Origin of the sequence: Polaribacter sp. R2A056_3_33, from assembly GCF_019278485.1 — a bacterium.
Taxonomy (GTDB): Bacteria; Bacteroidota; Bacteroidia; order Flavobacteriales; family Flavobacteriaceae; genus Polaribacter.
The window spans coordinates 1,092,881-1,113,111 of the sequence record NZ_CP058984.1; the positions used below are offsets into that span (position 1 = coordinate 1,092,881).

At 30.2% G+C, this 20,231-nt stretch carries 21 protein-coding genes; 9 read left to right on the forward strand and 12 right to left on the reverse strand.

Annotated features, from left to right (window positions below):
• The first annotated feature begins 14 nt into the window (after positions 1 to 14).
• Both H0I29_RS04615 and H0I29_RS04620 read left to right on the forward strand, forming a co-directional pair.
• Positions 15 to 2,063 (forward strand): pitrilysin family protein, encoded by a 2,049-nt coding sequence (locus H0I29_RS04615; protein ID WP_218754577.1) that lies wholly within the window; start codon positions 15 to 17, stop codon positions 2,061 to 2,063.
• A gap of 140 nt (positions 2,064 to 2,203) precedes the next feature.
• A complete protein-coding gene (locus H0I29_RS04620) occupies positions 2,204 to 2,692 on the forward strand; it encodes a cation transporter (RefSeq protein ID WP_218731696.1) in 489 nt (162 codons plus the stop codon).
• A gap of 72 nt (positions 2,693 to 2,764) precedes the next feature.
• Here H0I29_RS04620 and H0I29_RS04625 read toward each other — a convergent pair whose 3' ends face one another.
• Entirely contained in the window at positions 2,765 to 4,306 is a 1,542-nt protein-coding gene (locus H0I29_RS04625) for a glycine--tRNA ligase (protein WP_218754578.1), read from the reverse strand.
• A gap of 70 nt (positions 4,307 to 4,376) precedes the next feature.
• Between H0I29_RS04625 and H0I29_RS04630 the strand changes: the two genes are divergently transcribed.
• Positions 4,377 to 6,893 carry a DUF2569 family protein gene (locus H0I29_RS04630; RefSeq protein WP_218754579.1) on the forward strand — a complete coding sequence of 839 codons (2,517 nt, stop codon included), beginning with the start codon at positions 4,377 to 4,379 and terminating at the stop codon, positions 6,891 to 6,893.
• 4 nt (positions 6,894 to 6,897) lie between these two features.
• On the opposite strand, the gene H0I29_RS04635 is transcribed toward H0I29_RS04630, so the two are convergent.
• Positions 6,898 to 7,461, reverse strand: coding sequence for a class I SAM-dependent methyltransferase (locus H0I29_RS04635; RefSeq protein WP_218754580.1), 564 nt, complete (start codon positions 7,459 to 7,461; stop codon positions 6,898 to 6,900).
• Between the two features lie 53 nt (positions 7,462 to 7,514).
• On the opposite strand from H0I29_RS04635, the gene H0I29_RS04640 reads away from it, so the two are divergent.
• Both H0I29_RS04640 and H0I29_RS04645 read left to right on the forward strand, forming a co-directional pair.
• Positions 7,515 to 8,201, forward strand: coding sequence for a ComF family protein (locus H0I29_RS04640; protein WP_218754581.1), 687 nt, complete (start codon positions 7,515 to 7,517; stop codon positions 8,199 to 8,201).
• A gap of 56 nt (positions 8,202 to 8,257) precedes the next feature.
• Positions 8,258 to 9,880, forward strand: a complete 1,623-nt coding sequence (locus H0I29_RS04645) for an Ig-like domain-containing protein (protein WP_218754582.1) — start codon at positions 8,258 to 8,260, stop codon at positions 9,878 to 9,880.
• Between the two features lie 46 nt (positions 9,881 to 9,926).
• Here H0I29_RS04645 and H0I29_RS04650 read toward each other — a convergent pair whose 3' ends face one another.
• On the reverse strand, positions 9,927 to 11,075 hold the full coding sequence (locus tag H0I29_RS04650) for a cystathionine gamma-synthase (RefSeq protein ID WP_218754583.1): 1,149 nt from the start codon (positions 11,073 to 11,075) through the stop codon (positions 9,927 to 9,929).
• A gap of 202 nt (positions 11,076 to 11,277) precedes the next feature.
• Positions 11,278 to 11,733 carry a DinB family protein gene (locus H0I29_RS04655; protein ID WP_218754584.1) on the reverse strand — a complete coding sequence of 152 codons (456 nt, stop codon included), beginning with the start codon at positions 11,731 to 11,733 and terminating at the stop codon, positions 11,278 to 11,280.
• A 41-nt stretch (positions 11,734 to 11,774) separates the two neighbouring features.
• Here H0I29_RS04655 and H0I29_RS04660 point away from each other — a divergent pair, with 41 nt between their 5' ends.
• Positions 11,775 to 12,122 carry an arsenate reductase family protein gene (locus tag H0I29_RS04660; protein WP_218754585.1) on the forward strand — a complete coding sequence of 116 codons (348 nt, stop codon included), beginning with the start codon at positions 11,775 to 11,777 and terminating at the stop codon, positions 12,120 to 12,122.
• 25 nt (positions 12,123 to 12,147) lie between these two features.
• Here H0I29_RS04660 and H0I29_RS04665 read toward each other — a convergent pair whose 3' ends face one another.
• The 3 genes from H0I29_RS04665 to H0I29_RS04675 form a co-directional block, all read right to left on the reverse strand.
• A complete protein-coding gene (locus H0I29_RS04665; protein ID WP_218754586.1) occupies positions 12,148 to 12,624 on the reverse strand; it encodes a DUF4252 domain-containing protein in 477 nt (158 codons plus the stop codon).
• Positions 12,625 to 12,708: 84 nt separating this feature from the next.
• A complete protein-coding gene (locus H0I29_RS04670) occupies positions 12,709 to 13,692 on the reverse strand; it encodes a glycosyltransferase family 4 protein (RefSeq protein ID WP_218754587.1) in 984 nt (327 codons plus the stop codon).
• 93 nt (positions 13,693 to 13,785) lie between these two features.
• Entirely contained in the window at positions 13,786 to 14,676 is an 891-nt protein-coding gene (locus tag H0I29_RS04675; RefSeq protein WP_218754588.1) for a hypothetical protein, read from the reverse strand.
• A 100-nt stretch (positions 14,677 to 14,776) separates the two neighbouring features.
• Between H0I29_RS04675 and H0I29_RS04680 the strand changes: the two genes are divergently transcribed.
• From H0I29_RS04680 to mscL, 3 genes are read left to right on the forward strand one after another with little or no spacing between them, the layout of a single operon-like run.
• The gene (locus H0I29_RS04680; RefSeq protein WP_218754589.1) at positions 14,777 to 15,397 is read left to right on the forward strand and encodes a thymidine kinase; all 621 of its coding nucleotides are present in this window, start codon (positions 14,777 to 14,779) and stop codon (positions 15,395 to 15,397) included.
• The gene (gene alr / locus H0I29_RS04685; RefSeq protein WP_218754590.1) at positions 15,398 to 16,495 is read left to right on the forward strand and encodes an alanine racemase; all 1,098 of its coding nucleotides are present in this window, start codon (positions 15,398 to 15,400) and stop codon (positions 16,493 to 16,495) included.
• Between the two features lie 51 nt (positions 16,496 to 16,546).
• A complete protein-coding gene (gene mscL, locus H0I29_RS04690) occupies positions 16,547 to 16,957 on the forward strand; it encodes a large conductance mechanosensitive channel protein MscL (protein WP_240915441.1) in 411 nt (136 codons plus the stop codon).
• 71 nt (positions 16,958 to 17,028) lie between these two features.
• Here the strand turns inward: mscL and truB are convergent, their stop codons facing one another.
• From truB to mce, 5 genes are all read right to left on the reverse strand, one after another.
• A complete protein-coding gene (gene truB / locus H0I29_RS04695) occupies positions 17,029 to 17,739 on the reverse strand; it encodes a tRNA pseudouridine(55) synthase TruB (protein ID WP_218754591.1) in 711 nt (236 codons plus the stop codon).
• 58 nt (positions 17,740 to 17,797) lie between these two features.
• Positions 17,798 to 18,592: an undecaprenyl-diphosphate phosphatase gene (locus tag H0I29_RS04700; RefSeq protein WP_218731711.1), complete on the reverse strand. Its 795-nt coding sequence runs from the start codon at positions 18,590 to 18,592 to the stop codon at positions 17,798 to 17,800.
• Positions 18,593 to 18,594: 2 nt separating this feature from the next.
• Entirely contained in the window at positions 18,595 to 18,837 is a 243-nt protein-coding gene (locus H0I29_RS04705; RefSeq protein WP_218731712.1) for a DUF3098 domain-containing protein, read from the reverse strand.
• Between the two features lie 4 nt (positions 18,838 to 18,841).
• On the reverse strand, positions 18,842 to 19,720 hold the full coding sequence (locus tag H0I29_RS04710; RefSeq protein ID WP_218731713.1) for an ABC transporter permease: 879 nt from the start codon (positions 19,718 to 19,720) through the stop codon (positions 18,842 to 18,844).
• Positions 19,721 to 19,792: 72 nt separating this feature from the next.
• Positions 19,793 to 20,194 (reverse strand): methylmalonyl-CoA epimerase, encoded by a 402-nt coding sequence (gene mce / locus H0I29_RS04715; RefSeq protein WP_218731714.1) that lies wholly within the window; start codon positions 20,192 to 20,194, stop codon positions 19,793 to 19,795.
• Positions 20,195 to 20,231 lie beyond the last annotated feature (37 nt).

Consider the following 20,231-nt stretch of genomic DNA (forward strand, 5'->3'; position numbering starts at 1 on the left):
AAAAGACATATACAATGAAAAAACAGATAATATCACTTATCGCACTTATAGCAATGTCTTTTGCTACAACTGCACAAATAGATAGAAGCCAACAACCTAAACCAGGACCAGCACCAAAGGTTCAATTAGGTAAATCAGAAAAATTTACTTTATCAAATGGCCTACAAGTAATTATGGTAGAAAACCATAAACTACCAAGAGCATCTGCTAGTTTAACTATAGACAACAAACCTGTTGTAGAGGGAGACAAGGCAGGAGTTTCTAGCATAATGGGAAGTTTATTAGGAAGAGGAACAAAAAACATTACCAAAGATGAATTTAATGAGAAAGTAGATTTCTTAGGAGCTGGAGTTAATTTTTACAGTTCTGGTGCTTCTGCAAGGTCATTAACAAAATATTTCCCGGAGATATTAGAATTAATGGCAGACGGTGTTATAAACTCTCAATTTACGCAAGAAGAATTCGAGAAAGAAATTAAAATTACTTTAGACGGATTAAAATCTGACGAAAAAAATGTTACTAGTACTGCAAGAAGAGTAGAAAGCGCTTTATTGTATGGTAAAAACCATCCTTATGGAGAGTTCATCTCTAAAGAAACTGTAAACAACATTACTTTAGATGATGTTAAAACTAACTACAATACTTACTATAAGCCAAACAATGCTTATTTAATTATTGTTGGAGACATCAATATAAAAGCTACTAAAAAATTAGTAAAAAGTTTATTCAAAAAATGGGAAAAAAGTGATATTCCAGAAGTTACTTTCAAAAAACCAGAAAATGTTTCTAAAACAGAAATCAATTTTATCAATATGCCAAACGCAGTGCAATCAGAAGTTGTAGTTGCTAACAATATCGATTTAAAATTAGGCGACAAAGATTATTATGCAGCTTTATTAGCAAGCAATATTCTTGGTGGTGGTGGAACTGCTCGTTTATTTATGAATTTACGTGAAGACAAAGGATACACTTATGGTTCTTATTCTAGCGTTAGACAAAGTAAAGTAGCGGCAACTTTTAGAGCTTCTGCAAGTGTTCGTAACGTAGTTACAGACAGTTCTATAGTAGAAATTAAAAAGGAAATTGATAAAATTCGTACTGAAAAAGTTACCGAAGAAGAATTAAAAAATGCAAAAGCACAATATGTTGGTAATTTTGTTATGGATGTACAAAAACCTGCAACTGCTGCTAGTTTTGCTTTAAATATTGCACGCTATAATTTACCAACAGATTTTTACGAAAACTATTTAACTAACATAAATGCTGTTACTGCAGAAGATGTTCAAAATGCAGCTTTAAAATACTTTAAAAGTGATGAAGCTCGTATAATTGTTACTGGTAAAGCAATTGATGTTTTAGATAATTTAGAAAAAACAGGGTACACCATCAACTACTTTGATAAAAATGGTAATGCTACTGAAAAGCCAGAGATGACTATAGCAATTCCAGAAGGAGTTACTGCAAGTTCTGTTATTGACTCTTACATTGATGCTATTGGAGGAAAAGATAAATTAATAGCAATTGAATCTGTTTCAATTACTTCTGCAGCAAAAGTACAAGGAATGGATATTTCTTTAGTAACAAAAACTGCTGCACCTAATAAAAGTGTTGTTATTGTTTCTGGAATGGGACAAGTTTTACAAAAAATGGTTTTTGATGGTGAAACAGGATACCAAGAAGCACGAGGTAACAAAAAAGAAATGACAGCAGAAGAAATTACAAAATCAAAAGCTAAAAATACAATTATAGGAGAATTAGCATATAAAGAAGGAGAGCTTTTAAGAATTGAACCTTTAGAAGGTACCAAAGCTTACGTTATTAAATATGATGATAAAGAAATATTTTTTGATATAAAATCTGGATTAAAATTACAAGAAGTTCAAGTTGTAAAAACTCCAGATGGAAAGGAAGTAAGAGTACCTTCTACTTTTTCTAATTACAAAGAAGTAAAGGGTGTCAAATTTCCATTTTCAATGGGACAGAAAATGGGACCTATGGATATAAAATTTGAGGTTACAGAAATTAAAATTAACGAAGGTGTTACTGACGAAGATTTTAAATAAGCTACTTTAAAAAAGTATAAAAGGTTGAAGATTTCGGTTTTCAACCTTTTTTTATTTAAAATTAGTACAAAAATCTATAAAAATTTAAAAGTCAAGGCTTTTATTAATAAATTTGTAAAATAATTTTATAACTTATAATAATGAAAATTCAAAAAATATTATTTTCTTTCGCACTTGCTTGTTTCCTTTTAATAGGATGTAAAAGTGAAGTTAAAAAAGAAAAACTCCCCGTACAAAAAGAGAACGTTTCTTTAGCTATCTCTGGTATGACTTGCGAAATTGGTTGTGCTAAAACGATTCAATCTAAATTATCAAAAAAAGAAGGTGTTATAGATGCTAAAGTTGTTTTTACAGATAGCATTGCAAACATTGCCTTTGATGCAAACACAACTTCTAAAGAAGATTTAGTTGCTTTTGTTAGCGGTATTGCTGGCGGAGAACTTTATAAAGCTTCTATTGCTCCTAAAAAAGTAGCACATACTTGTACAGAAGATTGTAAAGAAACTTGCCAAAACAAAACTACTACTACAGCAGCAGAGAAAGCTTGTTGCTCTGTTAATGAAGATGGAACAACCTTTTGTAAAGAAGACTGTAAAATGGCTTGTTGTGCAGACAAAATAGCAGCATAACACTTATTTTAAAAGCAAAAAAAAAGCTGAATCTCAATTGAGATTCAGCTTTTTTTTGCTTTTAAAATTTAATTACATTTTCTGTAACCAAGTTTTTACATCTACTTCTGCTTTAATAATTTCTTTTAAATCGGCTATTGCAACACGTTTTTGCTCCATAGTATCTCTATGTCTTATAGTAACACATTTATCGTTTAAAGTGTCATGATCTACCGTAATACAAAATGGTGTTCCTCCTGCATCCTGACGTCTATAACGTTTACCAACGGCATCTTTTTCATCGTAAAAAACGTTGAAATCCCATTTTAAATCGTCCATAATTTCACGCGCTACTTCTGGCAAACCATCCTTTTTAACTAAAGGAAAGATAGCTGCTTTAAAAGGCGCTAAGACTGCAGGTAATTTTAAAACAGTTCTTGTAGTTCCGTTTTCTAACGCTTCCTCTTGTAAAGAGTTAGAAAAAACCGCCAAAAACATTCTATCTAAACCAATAGAAGTTTCTACTACATAAGGTGTGTAACTTTTATTTTCTTCATGATCGAAATACTGTAGTTTCTTACCAGAAAATTCTTCATGCGCTTTTAAATCGAAATCTGTACGAGAATGAATACCTTCTAATTCTTTAAATCCGAAAGGGAAGTTAAATTCAATATCTGCTGCTGCATCTGCATAGTGAGCTAATTTATCGTGGTCATGAAAACGGTAGTTCTCCGCTCCCATTCCTAAAGATAAATGCCATTTTAAACGTGTTTCTTTCCAAGCATCATACCATTCTTTTTGAGTTCCTGGTTTTACAAAAAATTGCATTTCCATTTGTTCAAACTCACGCATTCTAAAAATAAATTGTCTTGCAACAATCTCATTTCTAAAAGCCTTACCAGTTTGTGCAATTCCGAAAGGAATTTTCATTCTTCCCGTTTTTTGCACGTTTAAGAAATTTACAAAAATTCCTTGTGCTGTCTCAGGACGCAAATATAAATCCATTGCAGTTTCTGCAGAAGCACCTAATTTGGTACCAAACATTAAATTAAACTGTTTTACATCCGTCCAATTTCTAGAACCTGTTAAAGGATCTGCAATTTCTAACTCTTCAATTAATAACTTGACGTCAGCTAAATCTTCTTTTTCTAAAGAAGAACCCATTCTTGCTAAAATTGTATTTATTTTTTCTTGATACCCAACAACTCTTCCGTTGGTCGCTAAAAATTCTTCTTTATTAAAAGCATCACCAAAACGTTTTTCTGCTTTAGCAACTTCTTTATTTATTTTACCTTCAATTTTAGCACAATATTCTTCAATTAAAACATCAGCTCTGTAACGTTTTTTAGAATCTTTGTTATCAATTAATGGATCGTTAAAAGCATCTACGTGTCCAGAAGCTTTCCAAGTTGTAGGATGCATTAATATAGAAGCATCTATACCTACAATGTTTTCGTGCATCTGCACCATTGCTTTCCACCAATAATCTCTAATATTTTTCTTTAGCTCAACTCCGTTTTGAGCATAATCGTAAACCGCACTTAATCCGTCATAAATTTCAGAAGACTGAAAAACATAACCATATTCTTTAGCGTGCGATAATACTTTCTTAAATTGATCTTCTTGTTTTGCCATAAAGCAAAAATAAATTATTTATATCAATTTTTTATATATTAAAAATTACTTTTGTTAAAACTTTTATAACATGTTAAAAAGCCTTTTTACGGTTGTTTTCTCCTTCTTATTTGTCTCTTTAAATTTTGCTCAGATTAAAAAAACATCAACACCTAATTGGGTTGAAGTTCAAACCTATGCCAGCGAGCCAGATATTAATTTTGATGAAATAACACAGGGAACTTTAATTCTCTTATATGATCAACAAACACAAGTAGATAGCGAAGAGAATTATTTTAAAGTTGTCACTAAAATTACGGAAAATGTAGGTATACAAGAAGCATCGAGTATTAATATTTCTTTTGACCCAAGTTATCAAAATCTTAGTTTTCATGAAATTGATATTATAAGAAATGGCCAAACCCTCAGTAAACTCAACAATTCAGAATTTCAAACCATAAGACAAGAGTTAGATGCAGAAAATTATATCTATGACGGTAGTTTGTCTGCAGTAACTCATATTAGCGATGTAAGGGTTGGAGATATTATAGCTTATAGTTTTACACGAAAAGGATACAACCCTATTCATAAAAATTATTTTGCAGAGTATTATAATTTAGACAATTCACATCCGATAGGTAAAATAAATGTAAGAATTAACTCTAAAAACAAACTTGAAGTAAAGTCATTTAAAAACCAATTAAAGTTTAACGAAACTTTTAATAACAACAAATACACGTATACTTTATTAGAAGAAAATATTAGTGCCACCCATTTTGAAGACAATACGCCTTCGTGGTTTTTAGATGCTAACTTTATAGAAATAGGTAATTACAAATCTTGGGAAAATTTAATTGATTGGGGTGTTCAACTTTTTAAAGTTAAAAACAATCTATCTAACAGTTTATTAAAAAAAATTAAAGAAATTGATAAAGAAAACAATACTAAAGGTCTAAAAATAGAAGCTACATTAAGGTTTGTGCAAGATGAAGTAAGATATTTAGGGTTAGAAAACGGAATTAGCGCTTACAAACCTTCGTCTCCTAACAAGGTTTATAACCAACGATTTGGTGACTGTAAAGACAAAAGTCTATTATTAGTAACCATGCTTAATCAAATGAACATTGAAGCGTATCCTGTTTTAGTGAGTACTTATCTAAAGAAAACTGTTACCAATTTATTGCCAAATCCTGCTCATTTTAATCATTGTGTAGTTAAAGTTATCGATGGTAATGAAGGTGAGCGTTGGTATGACCCAACAATCACAAATCAAGGTGGTACTTTTAATAAAGTTGTTTTTCCTGATTATAGATTTGGATTAGTTCTTAAAAAAGGAAATAAAGATTTCGAAGAAATTTTTCCGTTTGCAGAAAACACCATCGATATAACAGATAATTATATTTTAGAGGAAGTTGGCAAAGGTGCAATCTTAAAAATAACTAGTATTTACAGTGAAGCAGAGGCAGATAATATTCGTTTTTATTTTAAAAACAATAGTATTATCAACATCCAAAAAGAGTTTGAAAAATTTTACTCAGACTATCATGCGAATATAAAAAGTTTAGGCAAACCAGAATATACAGACAATCTTAAAACAAACACATTTACAATAAACGAAACTTATAAGATTGATAGTATTTGGCAACCATCATACATGGAAAACCAGATTGGTGTAGATTTTACACCGTACACAATAACAAATGTACTATCAATGCCTTCTAAAATTGAAAGAGAAACACCTTTCGAACTTAGTTATCCTATTACAAGAAGCCACACCATTAATGTAGAGTTACCAGAAGAATGGAATGTTAATGAAGACAATTTCAACTTGAACTCTCCAAATATTTTTTACGATTTTGATGTATTATATAATAAATCTAAAAATATATTAACTTTAAAACATTTACTTAAAATACAAAAGGACTTTGTAAGTGTAGCCGAATTTCCAGCATTTTATAATGACTTAAAAAAACTAGATAGCGAGTTAAACTACAACATTTCCTATAATACAGGAGGTAGTTCTACCTCAACTGGTTCAGCATTAAAATACTTAGGCATTTTTATATTTATTTGTTTTTTAATATTTTTTACTTGGTTAGCTTTTAAACTTTATCACTACGATGTAACACCAAAAATTGAATCTTATTATCAAGAAAATAAACCTATTGGTGGTTGGTTAATTTTAATTGGTATTGGACTCTGTATCTCACCAATAAGGGTTTTTATGGATTTATTAAATACAGAAGTATATTTAAATGGAGATTGGTTAGTCTATTTTGGTGGCACAGACTTTAGTTTATCTATAGGGCTATTATTAATTATTGAAACAATATTTAACGCAGCAGTTTTAGTCTTTTTACCACTAATTATTGTTTTATTTATAAAAAAGAGAAGTAGTTTCCCTAGAGTATATGCAATCTTTTTAATCGTTTATTTGGTATTCATAGTAGCGGATTCATTTTTAGCAACAGCCATAACAGGTGTTAATAGTTTAACAAGTGTAGAGGAAAATCAACTACTAAAAAGTTTTATTTCTACAGGAGTTATTGTTCCTTATTTATTATTATCAGAAAGAGTTAAAGAAACTTTTGTAAAAATATATCAATAAAATTTTAACCTACCTTTTTACAATGATAAACAAAAGCTGGAGGGAAATTTAAGGGCTCAAAACCTAAAGATATAGATTGATTAAACACATTTTTAAGTTTTTTAAAATATGTTAAACTATACTGAAACTGAATAAAGGTTCCATTATCTACTAAAGCACGAAAAGATTTTTCTAAAATTTCATCTGCAACTTCCTCCGGAATGATGGTTAAAGGCAAACTAGAAATAATGTGACACGTTTTATTTAAGTTGAGTTTTTTTAGTTCTTCTTCAATTTTTTCTGCGGATGATTTTACAACAATAAGTTGCTTGTTTTTTATTTCAGATAGCTCATTGTAAAAACAATCATTAATTTCAAAACAAATTAGAGTTGCATTAATGGGTAACTTCTCTAAAATAAGTTTGGTTATCGCTCCGTTTCCAGGACCAAATTCTACTAAAACTTCTACTTTAGAAAAATCTATTTTCTTTAACATTCTTTCTGCTAAAAATCGAGAACTCGGTGTAACAGTTCCTAAGGTCTTTAAGTTCTTAATTGACTCTTTAAAAAAGTTTATTCTGTTGTTCAAATCTTATTCTTAAATTATAATCTTATCTTTCTAAAAAAAAAGGCTTTGTAAAAATGCGAATTTTAAAAGACTTATTCAATCTTTTTTACCCCAAATTATGTGCAAATTGCGATAATCAACTCACTAAGAATGAAAATGCAATATGTACATTTTGCAGGCACGACTTACCTTTAACTAATTTTACAAACTATTCTGAAAATAAAATAACTAAAACATTCTATGGAAGAATTACCATAGAAAAAGCATATTCTTTATTATTTTACAGAAAAATAGGGATAACTAAAAAATTAATTCACGAATTAAAATATAAAGGAAATGAAGAAATAGGTATGTTTTTCGGGAATTGGCTGGGAGAGATGTTAATAGAAAATAATGAATTTTCTGCTATTGATGTTATTGTTCCCGTTCCGTTGCATCCTAAAAAACGAAGGGAAAGAGGTTATAATCAAGTTTCAAAATTTGGAGAATCCTTAAGTAATCACCTAAATAAAACCTTTGTAGAAGATATTTTATTAAGAACTTCCTCCTCAAAAACTCAAACTTTTAAAGCTCGTTTTGAGCGTTTTAATAATAACGATACAAAATTTCAGTTATCTAACATAACAGCCTTAAAAAATAAACACATTTTACTAATTGATGATGTTATTACAACTGGTGCAACTTTAGAAGCTTGTGCAAAAGAGCTGCAAAAAACCGAAGGTGTAAAAATTAGTATTTTAACAATGGCATACACCGAATAAACTTTATGATTTTTAAGTCAAAAATATATTGTTAATTTGTATAAAATTTACTTTTTGTGAGACACTTTTTTAGATTATTTTTTTTTAGCATTTCAATTGTAATTTTAACTAACTGCGCAAGAACAGGAAACCCAGAAGGTGGTCCTAAAGACGAAGACGCCCCTTTGTTCGTGACCTCTAAACCAGCTTATGAAACTATTAATTTTGATGCAAAAGAAATAGAACTAAACTTTAACGAGTATATAAAATTAAAGGACCTAAACAAACAACTAATTGTTTCTCCTCCTCTAAAAACACCTTTATTAGTTACACCACAAAGTACGGCTAGTAAATTTTTAAACATCAAAATACTTGATACTTTACAAGAAAACACTACCTATATTATAAACTTTGGTAATGCTATTGAAGATAATAATGAAGGAAACAAGTTAGAAAGTTTTAAATATGTTTTTTCTACTGGTAAATATATAGACTCACTTTCTACTTCTGGTAAAATTAAAGATGCTTATTTAGACGAAAGTCAAAAAAACATCAATGTTTTATTATATAAAATAGATAGTTCTTTTACAGATTCCATCGTTTTTAAAAAGAAACCAAATTATGTAACAAGTTCTTTAGACACTTCTCTTTTTAACCTTACAAACTTAAAAGAAGGTAAGTATTTAATGGTTGCTTTAAAAGAAACTGTCAACGATTACCTTTTTAATCCAAGGGAAGATAAAATAGGTTTTTTTACAGATACCATAACTTTACCTAGAGATAGTATTATAAAAAAACCAATAATATTATTTAAAGAAACTCAACCTTATTCATTTAAACGTGGTAAAGAAATTACAAGAGGTAAAATTGAATTTGGTTATGAAGGTGTCATAAAAGATCTAAAAGTTCAAATTATTTCTGATACTCCAGAAGACTTTAGAAGTGTTTCTAAGCTAGAAATAGATAAAGACACACTAAATTACTGGTACAAACCTTTTGAAGCGGATTCTTTAAATTTTATAGTTACAAACGATAGATTTATAGATACAGTTACTGTAAATCTTCGTAAGAAAAAAACAGACTCGTTAATTTTAAGTTCTTCTGTAAGCGGAACACTACAACTTAGGGATACTTTTTTTATAAAAGGAAACAACCCGCTTGTAAAAATTGATACGAGCAAGATTACCTTGGTAGATAAAGATACATTATCAGTTCCTTTTGTTAGTATAATTTCTAACATAGAAAATAAAATAGCCTTTATTTTTGATAAAGAACCACAACAGAAATATGCTTTTAAGATGATGCCAGACGCTATTTCTGATATCTTTGAACAAAAAAACGATACTTTAAACTTCAAATTTACTACAAAAGAAATTGAAGATTACGGAAGAATTACCATGGATATTGTAAACGAAACTTCTAATCATTTAATTATTGAACTTTTAGAAGGAAAAAACAAAGACAAACTTATAGAAAGACGCTTTATTACAGGTTCTGGGCAAATACGATACAATCTATTAGAACCAAAAACATATTTTATTAGAGCCATTATTGATGAAAATAAAAACAATAAATGGGACACTGGTAATTACTTGTTAAAACAACAACCGGAAAGCATTATTTATTATCCTCAGGAATTAAAATTACGTGCAAACTACTACTTAGACGGAAATGTCTTTACTGTTAAAAATCCGGAATAAGTTTTAAATTAAAAGCATAAAAAAAAGAGCCAATTGGCTCTTTTTTTTATGCTTTTAAGGCTTGTTCTAAATCAGCAAGTATATCTTCTATATCTTCAATACCTACACTTAAACGAATTAAGGAATTTGTAATTCCCATTCGCTCTTTTTCTGGAGCAGGAATAGAACCATGAGACATGCTAATTGGATGATTAGATAAACTTTCTACGCCGCCTAAAGATTCTGCAAGCGTAAATATTTTAGTGTTTTTTAAAAATGCATATGCTGCTTCTTGTGTCTCCTCTTTTAGTCGGAAAGAAACCATTCCGCCAAAACCATTCATTTGACTTTTTGCCAATTCGTAGTTTGGATGATTTTCTAAACCAGGATAATAAACTTGACTAACTTTTAGATGCTTTTCTAAAAATTTAGCCACTACAATTCCGTTTTCACAATGTCGTTGCATTCTTATATGTAACGTTTTTATACCCCTTAATGCTAAAAAAGAGTCCATTGGTCCAGAAATTGCGCCTGCTGCGTATTGAATAAAATGAATATCTTCTGCCAGCTTTTTATCTTTTACAACCAAAGCGCCCATAATTAAATCGCTATGACCTCCCAAGTATTTTGTGGCAGAATGCATCACAATGTCAGTTCCTAAATCTAAAGGTTGCTGTAAATAAGGTGTTGCAAACGTATTATCTACTCCTATTAAAATAGTAGCATTAATATCTTTTACAGCTGATGAAATTGCTTTTATATCTGCAATTTTCATCAACGGATTTGTTGGTGTTTCTATCCAAACTAGTTTTGTGTTTTCTGTAATTGCATCTGTAATGTTTTTAACATCGTCCATGTTTACAAAAGAAAACTCTAATCCGTATTTTTGAAATAACTTGGTAAACATTCTATAACTTCCACCATATAAATCGTCTCCTGCAATAATTTCATCTCCAGGATTTAATAAACGTAAAACAGCATCTATTGCTGCCAAACCCGATGCAAATGCAAATCCGTGAGTTCCATTTTCTAAAGATGCTAAACTATTTTCTAAGGCAGCCCTTGTTGGGTTTCCTCCTCTAGAATATTCGAATCCTTTGTGTTCCGTAGGACTCGTTTTAGCAAAAGTAGATGTTAAAAAAACTGGAGGCATTACTGCTCCGGTAGTTTCTTCTGGTTTTTGACCTCCGTGAATTGTTTTGGTATTGAATTTCATCTTTAAAAATGTATTGATAATTTTATATTACTATAAGTTAGCAAACTAGTTTAGCCCAGATTGAAGTGGCATCCTTTTTATAGCCTATAAAGAGGAGAATCTATTTTAAGCTATGAGATTGCGAATCTCAAAGAAAAAGTGTGATTCGCAATGACAGCTATAAAAAGATATAACGAAAAGCTGGAAACAGCTTCTAATAAACCTATAAAAATTTCTTGATAGATCTTATAATTCCATAGTGAATTCCTTCGTGAAAATTGTTAAAAGAAATTGCTGATTCGATAGAATTAAGTACAAAACCGGTGCTTGTTGGGTATTCTGCAAAATTCTCAAAAATACCAGCTTCATAATCTTCTTGTAATGTGTCTGGCAAACCTAAAAGCAACTCTTTAACTTCTTCGAACTCCTCTTCTGTAAAAGTTTTTGTTGGCACTGTTCCTTTTTTATAGTCTTCGATTAACTCATCTGGACATAAACAGTTTAAACCCGCTAACTTGTAGTTTAAAAGTTGTTGTGTAACCACTAAATGTGACACATTCCAAGCAATATTATTTTTAAAACCAGCTGGTGTAATATGTAGTTGCTCTAAAGTTAAGCCTTCTAATTCTTTTAAAACTAGTGTGCGAGATGTTCTTAAAAGATCGAATTGTATGTTCATTTTTTTGTGTAATTTTGGAGATGTAAATATAATCTATAAAAATGAAGAAAGTCTATTTTTTACAAACTTGTGATACTTGCCGAAGAATTTTAAAAGAGGTAAATACCGATGGTTTTGAACTACAAGAAATTAAAACAAACAACGTTACTGCAGCTCAATTAGAAGAAATGTATGCCATTTCTGGCAGTTATGAAGCACTTTTTAATAAACGTGCAAAGTTGTATAAATCTATGGATTTAAAAAACCAAACGTTGTCTGAGGCTGATTATAGACAGTTTATTTTGGATGAATACACATTTTTAAGGCGTCCGGTTTTTATAGTTGATGAAGAAATTTTTATTGGAAATAGTAAGAAAGTTGTGGAGGCTTTGAAAGAGAAGATTGGTTAAAACCCTCTCTTTTTACTCTTGTTTTTTAATTTGATGAATACTTTACATCCGAAGAAGAAATCATTGCGGCTAATTCATCGTGTGTAATTTTAGTTTTTACCCCAAACAGCACCATTTTTTCTGAATCGCTGTTTGCTCTAATAATTATTTCTCTAATGTAGTTACCTTTCTCTATAAAAAATAATTCGGCTTTACTTCCGTTTTCTTTTACTCGAGCAAGCGTTTTTAGATTGTTTTTTCTGCCGAATTTTCTAAAATCCTTAGAGAGATTATTGTCTTTATTATCAAAAATCATTAATTTAAAATCGCTCGATTTTCTAATGATGTTCATTAAATCGTCATCGTCTTCATTATCTAAAAATGAACCTGCTAATGAAGCTGATAAATTGATAGAGAACGTAGATTTTTCTTTATTTGAATTGTAGAAATTTTGAAATGCCGCATCTTGTGCAGAAATAGCTGTTATAAAAAGTGTGAATAAAATTGTTGCTAAATGTTTCATGTTAGTAGGTTTTAAATTAAAGACGACCACGAACTACATTTGTTACAATTGCTATTCTTACAGCTTATTTTACAGCATCTAAACCTATGTTGTTTTATAAACTGCCATTAAGTTTTCTGCTTCTTTTTTTGCACTCCAGTTTTTTAGAATTTCTTCTCGTGCTTCTTTTCCTAAAAGAGGAATTTCATTCTTTAATGACTTAGATAAAAGTGTTTCTAATTCTGAGGTAGCCCCTGCTTCAAATAAATAACCATTCTTTTGATTATCTATTAATGAAGAATGGACTCCCACATTTTTAGTTGCAATTACAGAACATCCACAAGACATAGCTTCTGCAGTTACTAAAGAAAATCCTTCCGAAAAACTAGGCACAACAGCTATTTTTGAAGCTTGATAATAAGAAACAATATCTGATGTTTCATCTACAAAATATACTTGATCTGCAATATGATGCTTTTTTGCAATCGTTTTTAATTCCTCTAAAAAAGCAGGTTTATCTATTTTACCAACAATTACCAAAGCCCAATTTTCATGTTCTTTTAAAACCTTAGCTGCTTCTAATAAAACTACTTGCCCTTTTGCTTTACGAACTCTTCCTGCACATAAAATTACATTTTCTTGCTGAATATTTTCTAAAGCGACATCCTTTTTAGGAGAAAACAAATCAACATTTACTCCATGACCAACAACGGTATTTTTTATACCTAAGTTTTTACTCATACTTTCTATGAGCGTTACCACTTTATCTGCTTTTTTTAATAATTTTAAAGTTAATCCAGACGGAGTCGTTTCTGCATGACGTGTTGCAATTAACTTAAACTTTGCACCTAAAAAACGTAGAAATAACATTCTCATTATTTCATTATTTCTATGACAATGCACAACAACCTCTCGATCAGAAAAAAGAAGTTTCTTTAATTTTGATGTAGTAATTTTATCCCCTTCTACATTATAACCATAAACATAAGTCTCATACTCCTTATTAAAAAAAGGTAGCACATTTTCTATACTTCTAGTAACTCCGGTTCTTCGTTTATGAAAATGCGTATGTATTAAAATTGGTTTCAAGAGTTATTCTATTTTCTAGGGTTAATAAAATATAAAGCAGTAAATAATTCTGTTATTCCATTAAATTATTTACTGCTCTAAATTTAAATAGTTTTATGCAAATTTACGCTCTACAATTTCTATAAAACGAGTCTCTAATTCTTGCTGAGAAGACCAGTCGTAATCTGGTTTTACCATTTTATTGATAAATTTTAAAGCTTCCTTTTCTGTTCCGTATGTATTTAATTGAGAAACTACTCTATTAAAATCTTCTTGACTCCCATCAAACAAATTCTTTACAAAGGCAATTCTATCATTTAAACCTATTTGAATATTAGCAGAAAACTTATCATTTAAAGATTTTGGTGCAGCTACGGGAATATCAAATAAAGTAGCCATTTGATCTACAGAAATAGTGTCTTGCAACTCTTCTTCTAAAGACAAAGTCTTAATTTCTTCAATTTTAACTTCTTCCTTTACTTCAACTGGGGCTGGTTCTGCAAATATAATATCTTCTATTTCATCAAAAGGTTGCTCTATAATTTCTTCAACTACAACCTTCACTTCTTCTTTCACCTCCTCTTCAATCTCTTCTTCTGCTTCTTCTATCACTAACTCCTCTGCCAATTCTTCCTCAATTAATTCTTCTTCAATTAGCTCTTCCTGAATTTGGTCTTCAACAGGTAAAGTTACTTCCTCTTCTTCTATTTCATAAAGGGTTACTGTTTCTTCTTCAATATCTTCTTTAACCGGCTCAATATCAACCGAAAAAACTTCTTGTTCTTCTTTTAATGCGATTCCTTTTTCTACATTTTCAATTAAGTCCTCTTTTGTTACTTCTAAATTGGGTGTTGTATTTATATATTCTTCTACAAAAGCTAATAAAGATAATTTTTCATAAATTTCTTTCGATTTTTCTTTTAAAGCAAACACATCCTCTTTATTTTTTAATTGCAAAATGCTGTGTGCTAAACTCATTAAATCGGCTTCTAATTTTTTGTGCATAAGTTGTAAGTTGAAGTTATTTTTTACTCGTAAATATTCATAAATTTGTTGAAATTCAAAGTAACATCAAATTTAATATTCTAACGCCTAAAATTACAAAATGTTTCTCGAAAATACAGTAAATCATTCAGAACAATTTGGCTGGATTGAAGTAGTTTGTGGTTCTATGTTCTCTGGTAAAACAGAAGAATTGATTAGAAGATTAAAACGTGCTCAATTTGCAAAACAACGTGTAGAAATCTTCAAACCTGCGGTTGATACACGCTACGATGAAGAAGAAGTAGTTTCTCATAATGATAATAGAATTCGCTCTACACCTGTGCCTGTTGCCTCTAACATTCGCTTACTAGCAACTGATGTTGATGTTGTTGGTATTGATGAAGCTCAGTTTTTTGACGATGAAATTGTTGCCGTTTGTAACGACCTTGCCAACCGAGGTGTTCGAGTAATTGTTGCGGGGTTAGATATGGATTTTAAAGGAAAACCATTTGGTCCAATGCCTGCTTTAATGGCAACTGCAGAATACGTTACAAAAGTACATGCAGTATGCACACATACAGGAAACTTGGCAAATTACAGTTTTAGAAAAACCCAAAATGAGGATTTAGTACTATTAGGAGAAACCCAAGAATATGAGCCTTTAAGTAGAGCTGCATATTACAAGGCACTCCAAAAACAAAAAATGTTAACACAAAAAGATGTTGATTCAACTAAGGAATAAATGAATAACCATGTTACAGTTTTAGAAATTGATGGAGATGCACTATTGCATAACCTAAATTATTTTAAAGGCAAATTACAACCAGAAACAAAAGTTCTAGCGGTTGTTAAAGCTTTTGCCTATGGTAGTGATGCCGTACAAATTGCTAAATTTTTAGAAAATAAGGTAGATTATTTTGCCGTAGCTTATGTTCATGAAGGAATAGCTTTGCGTGAAGCTGGTGTAGAAAGTCCTATTTTAGTTTTACACCCACACATACAAAACTTACAATCTGTTGTAGATTATAGGTTAGAGCCTTGTTTATACAATTTTAAAATTTTTAATGCCTTTTTAAAACTGGCAGATGAAATTCCGTTAATGAATTACCCAGTTCATATAAAGTTTAATACAGGCTTAAATAGATTAGGGTTTTGGCATACAGATATTCCTAATATAATTGCCGAATTAAAGGAAGCAACACACGTAAAAGTAGCTTCTTTATTTTCTCACTTAGCTGCAAGTGAAGATCTAGAAGAACAAGACTTTACCATTAATCAAATAAATAACTTTGCATACATTGCTCAACAATTTTACAAACATTTAGGGTACGAACCAATGCTGCATATTTTAAATACTTCTGGCGTAATAAACTACCCAAAAGCACAATTTAATATGGTTAGAATTGGTATTGGCTTGTATGGTTTTGGTAACGATGAAAAAGAAACGGCTCAACTTAAAAATACACATAATTTAAAATCTATTATTTCTCAAATTCATATTATAGAACCAGGAGAAACAGTAGGATACAACAGGGCTTATACAGCCAAAAGACAAAGCAAAACGGCAACCATACCAATTGGTCATGCAGATGGTTTGTCTAGAAGATTGGGAAATAAAAAGGGCTATGTTATTATCAAGAATCAAAAAGCACACATTATTGGTAATGTTTGTATGGACATGATTATGGTAGATATTACTAAAATTGATTGTGCTGAAGGTGATGAAGTAATTATCTTTAATAATCAAGAAATGATACAACATATTGCTGATGTTTCTGAAACGATACCTTACGAAACTTTAACAGCAATCTCACAGCGTGTTAATAAAATGTTAAAGTGATGATTATTTTTATTACTTTTGTATTCTAACAAATAATAAAAATAATAAAAAATGGGAATGCTTAAAGAGTTTAAAGACTTTGCAATGAAGGGAAACCTTATTGATATTGCAGTAGGTTTTGTAATGGGTGCAGCTTTTAAACAAGTTGTAACTTCTTTTACAGGAGGAATTGTTTCTCCACTAATTGGATTAATATTTAATACTGATTTAAAAGATTTGAAATGGATCGCTAAAGAGGGTGTTGTAGATGACGCTGGAAAAGTTGTTGGTGAAGTAGCTGTTTTATACGGAGATTTCTTAACAAACGTTATCGATTTTATAATTGTTGCTTTTGTAATGTTTATGATTGTAAAAGGTATTAACTCAACTAAAAAGAAAGAAGAACCAGCTCCAGCAGCTCCTGCAGGACCAAGTCAAGAAGACTTGTTAGCAGAAATTAGAGATTTATTAGCTAAAAAATAAGTTTCTACACTTCTATATAAAACAAAAACCCAAGCAAATGCTTGGGTTTTTTATATAAAATATTTTAACTATTAAGATTCTACAATGTCAGCTTGTATATCTTGAATAAATTGCTCTACAGAAACTCCATTTTCAACAGCAAAATCACCAATTTTAGTTCTTCTTAATGCTGATAAATGTGCGCCTGAATTTAAAGCCAATCCAAAATCGTACGCTAAGGAACGAATGTAAGTACCTTTACTACAAACCACTCTAAATTCTACTTCTGGTAAATCTATTTTTGTAATTTCGAATTCTGTTATGCTTACAGTTCTTGCATTAATTTCTGTAGTTTCACCTTTTCGAGCTAACTCGTATAAACGTTTACCATCTTTCTTAATTGCAGAAAAAATAGGTGGTCTTTGCTGAATATCCCCAATAAATTGCTTGGTAGCTTCATATAACAATTCTTCTGTTATATGATCTGTTGGATAGGTTTTATCAACCTCAGTTTCTAAATCGTAACTCGGTGTAGTTGCACCAACTGTAAATGTACCTGTATATTCTTTTTCTTGTCCTTGGTAAACATGTATTTCTTTTGTCTGCTTACCTGTACAAATAATTAATAAACCTGTAGCAAGCGGATCTAAAGTACCTGCATGACCAACTTTAATTTTCTTAATATTAAAGCGTTGTCTAATTTCCCAACGAAGTTTGTTAACTACTTGAAAAGAAGTCCAATTTAAAGGTTTGTCTATTAACAAGACTTGACCGTTTTTATACTCTTCTGCTGTTTTTATCATTTTGAAGAAAACTTATTATGATGAAGTCTCTGCTTTCACAGAAATAATCAGACTAAAATTAATTTAAAAGAGCGTAACCAATAGCAACAAAACCAACAATAGCACAGTATAATGAGAAGTAAGATAACTTACTTTTTTTAACCAATGCAATCATCCATTTACAGGCTAATAAACCTGATAAAAAAGCGGCTACAAAACCAATTGAAATTGGCAACATTTCTGAAGATTGAAAACTTAAATCTCCACCTAATAAATCTTTACCTATTTTACCAAAAATTAATGGAACCACCATTAAGAAAGAAAAACGGGCTGCTTTTGTTCTATCAATACCTAATAAAACAGAGGTAGAAATTGTTGCTCCAGATCTAGAAATACCTGGCAACATTGCAATTGCTTGAGAAATTCCAATTATTAATGAATTAGAAAATGTTACTTCTTTATTCGTATTTTTTGCTTTATCTGCTAATAATAAAAGTACAGCAGTTACTAACAACATAACCCCTACTAATAGAATTTTTCCTCCAAAAAAAGACTCTAATTGTTCTTCAAAAAGTAAACCAACAGCAACAGCTGGAATCATTGAAAGAATAATTTTTAAAGAAAACTTAGATTCATCATTCCATTTAAACTGAAACAACCCTTTAAAAATTTCTGCTACTTCTTTTCTAAAAATAACCAAAGTACTTAGTGCTGTAGCAAAGTGTAAAACCACTGTAAAAGTTAAACTTTCTTCCGGCACAGAAGTATCTCCTAAAATTACCTTAGCCAATTCTAAATGACCACTTGAAGAAACTGGTAAAAACTCTGTTAATCCTTGTATTACACCTAAGATTATTGCTTCTAATATATCCATTATTATTTTTTTGGATTTGCTAAAATAGCATAAATTTCAATTCCTAAACCAATAATTACTAAAGTTGGCGCTAAACGAATACGCTGCCAATTATAGATTTCTTCATTAAAAACCTCAGGATTATCACTTCCTCCACCTGACATAAATATAAAACCCATTGCAATAACGATGAGTCCAATAATCATGAAAGTATAATTTCTTTTACCAAATAAAAATACTGGTTGTTCTGTGTTTTCGTTTGCCATTATATTAATAATAAAGTTCGTCTGTTTGTAAGTTTAAAAAACGTTGTGTTGCAAAATAAGTACTAATCCACGTAATTAAAAAAGCTGATATTAAAACACCTCCAACTAAATATCCTAGCGTAACATAATCTTTAACCAAATGTAAACTAGGTGCTAGCTGATCTGCATAATAAATAATAACTCCTAAAGCAACTAGGGCTAAAAGGGCTCCAAAAATACCCAATTTAATACTTTGCCAAATAAAAGGTCTTCTTATAAAGCCTTTTGTTGCACCAACCATTTGCATGGTTTTAATATTAAATCGCTTAGAATATATAGATAATCTAATAGAACTATTAATTAATATCATTGCTATTAACCCAAAGAAACCACAAACAACCAATAGCCAAAAGCTAATTCGTTTTATGTTTTTGGTTAATAAGTTAATTAAAGGTTTATCATAAGAAACATCAGAAACAAAAGCATTTTTGAGAAAACGTGTTTCTAATTCTTGCATTTTTTCAGGTGTTACATAATCTGCTTTTAAGTAGATATCTATTCCGTTTTTTAACGGATTTTCACCTAAAAATTCTAGAAAGTCTTCACCAATTTCTTCGCTATAGATTTTTGCAGCTTTTTCTTTACTCGTATAAATAATTGTTCTTGTAAATTCTTCTTCTAATAAAGAATCTTTAAAACTGTTTCTATTTTTAGTAGAAACATTATCTTTTAAGAACAAAGTTATCGCTACTTTTTCTTTTACTTTATTGGCAACAAAGGTAGATTTTAACAAAACTAACCCTAAAATACCGACCATAAAAAGTACTAAGGCTATACTTACTACTACTGATAAGTAAGAAGATAGCAGTCGTCGTTTTTGATAAGCATCAAATTTAGAAGACATATTATAGAATTTTTTTAAGCCTGCAAGATAATAATTAGAATGCAGTTACCGTAACTGTTAGCAGTATTTTAACTAATCTATTTCTTGACACAACTCAATAAGAACCCCATTGGTAGATTTTGGATGCAAAAAAGCAACTAATTTATTGTCTGCTCCTTTTTTTGGCTCTTTATTTAAAACAATAAAACCTTCATTTTCGAGTCTTTTTATCTCTGCTTTAATATCTAAAACCGCAAAAGCAATATGATGAATTCCTTCGCCTTTCTTTTCTATAAACTTAGCAATTGGACTTTCTGAATTTGTAGCTTCTAATAATTCTATTTTATTAGGTCCTGATTGAAAAAAAGAAGTTTTAACTCCTTCGGATTTTACTTCTTCTGTTTTATAATGTGGTTTTCCAAACAAAGAAGCATACAACGCATTCGATTTTTCTAAATCCTTTACAGCAATACCAATGTGTTCTATTTTATCCATAGTGTAAAAATAAGAAAACTTCTTAATTTTCTAAATC